Origin of the sequence: Paraburkholderia atlantica, from assembly GCF_009362785.1 — a bacterium.
GTDB classification, from domain to species: domain Bacteria; phylum Pseudomonadota; class Gammaproteobacteria; order Burkholderiales; family Burkholderiaceae; genus Paraburkholderia; species Paraburkholderia atlantica.
On the sequence record NZ_WHNQ01000181.1, the window covers coordinates 1 to 1,364 of the forward strand.

A 1,364-nucleotide genomic window follows, 5' to 3' on the forward strand; every position below is an offset into this window, starting at 1 on the left:
ATCAGCCGGCGACGCGCTGGCACGACCATCTCGTTCGGTACATCAAGGACAAGGGCATCCATGCGTTCCGCAACAAATACGGGTACGGCCAGCGCGCGCTGGTCGAGGCGCAGATCTCGCGAATCAAGCGTTGCATCGGTGCGCGGCTACTGACGCGCAAAACCGAATCTCAGCAGCGCGAGGGCGTGATTATCGCGAACCTCGTGAATCTGTGGAACAGCTTCGGCAAGGCCGTTTGCGTCAAAAATGCCTAGTTGCGTCTGCAACCAACTGCAGCCATGCCCTGCTGAACAAAGCCACGCTGGGCTACGAATCAGAGTTCAAGGCGATCATCCACGAGTGGCGACCAGAACTCGTCGGGTAGCTGACATGAGCGAGACATCGGGTTCGCATGATCTTTCTCGCGGCCGCGGCTGAAGCAATTTTCCTGTTCAGTAGGCGTCACTGCGCGCGAGGGGGCACGTGGTATTTCTCACGTGGCTAGTATTTAGCCTGGCACGGGGCCGGTACTACATGTCAGGTTGGTAAATGCCGCCACGGAGATCAAATTCATCAAGCGAGGGGTCCGATGATCCGACCCCAAAAAAATTGATAAAAACAATTATGTAAAAATTAACTACGGAGGCGGAGCGTTGAGCTATGCGCCAACTGTGCGTATAATGTGCTTGTAGAGTTCGCTACTTGGAGCGACCCATGAGCGCCATTGCCTTTGCCGACGTCCTTGAGTCCGCGCGGGAAGCGGGGACGTCCCGTCTATCCGCCGCCAACCTCGCCAACGTCTTGGGCTTGCAACAGCAAGACCTGGCAACCTTGGCGGGTGTTCATCGCAACACGCTGCGCACCCATCCCGAGTCACCGAAACTCCAGTCCACCTTGCGCGACCTAGTGCGCGTGCTGTCGGCAGCTGCGGCGGTGCAGCCGGACTTCGAGCGAGCGTTGTTTCTGGTCAAAAACCAGCCCATCCCCACGTTTCGCCATAAGACTATCCTGCAACTGATCCAGGACGGGCGGACTGAGGATGCGATCGACTATCTGGAGTCGATCAGCGCAGGATTTCTTGGATGATCCTGACGCACTTGCCGGCGGGAACTGTGCTTTACCGCGCGCATACACCCCGCTGGGCCAGCCGGCCAGCCAGTGGAGCAGGCGCCGCAGCCAAGGGCGGGCGCTTCAACCGTGAAGGTGTCGAGGCACTGTATTTGTCGCTGGAAGAACTGACGGCGCTGCGCGAGTACCAGCAGACCTCGCCGTTCCTGCCACCCTGCACGGTCTGCTCCTACACCGTCGCGCTGCGTAATCTGGTCGACCTGCGGCAACTCCACCGCGGCCCTCTTTGGGACGACCTTTGGCACGACTGGAGCGAG

The 1,364-nt window shown here is 59.2% G+C and carries 3 protein-coding genes; all 3 read left to right on the top strand.

What is annotated here, in order from left to right; genetic code table 11:
• A partial coding sequence (locus GCT19_RS44300; RefSeq protein ID WP_227749492.1) for a hypothetical protein occupies positions 1 to 254 on the top strand: 254 nt, incomplete at its 5' end.
• Between the two features lie 439 nt (positions 255 to 693).
• Entirely contained in the window at positions 694 to 1,065 is a 372-nt protein-coding gene (locus GCT19_RS42035; RefSeq protein WP_018437594.1) for a hypothetical protein, read from the top strand.
• The coding region (locus GCT19_RS42040; RefSeq protein WP_152855089.1) for an RES family NAD+ phosphorylase at positions 1,062 to 1,364 on the top strand (303 nt) is incomplete at its 3' end. The genes GCT19_RS42035 and GCT19_RS42040, both read left to right, overlap by 4 nt.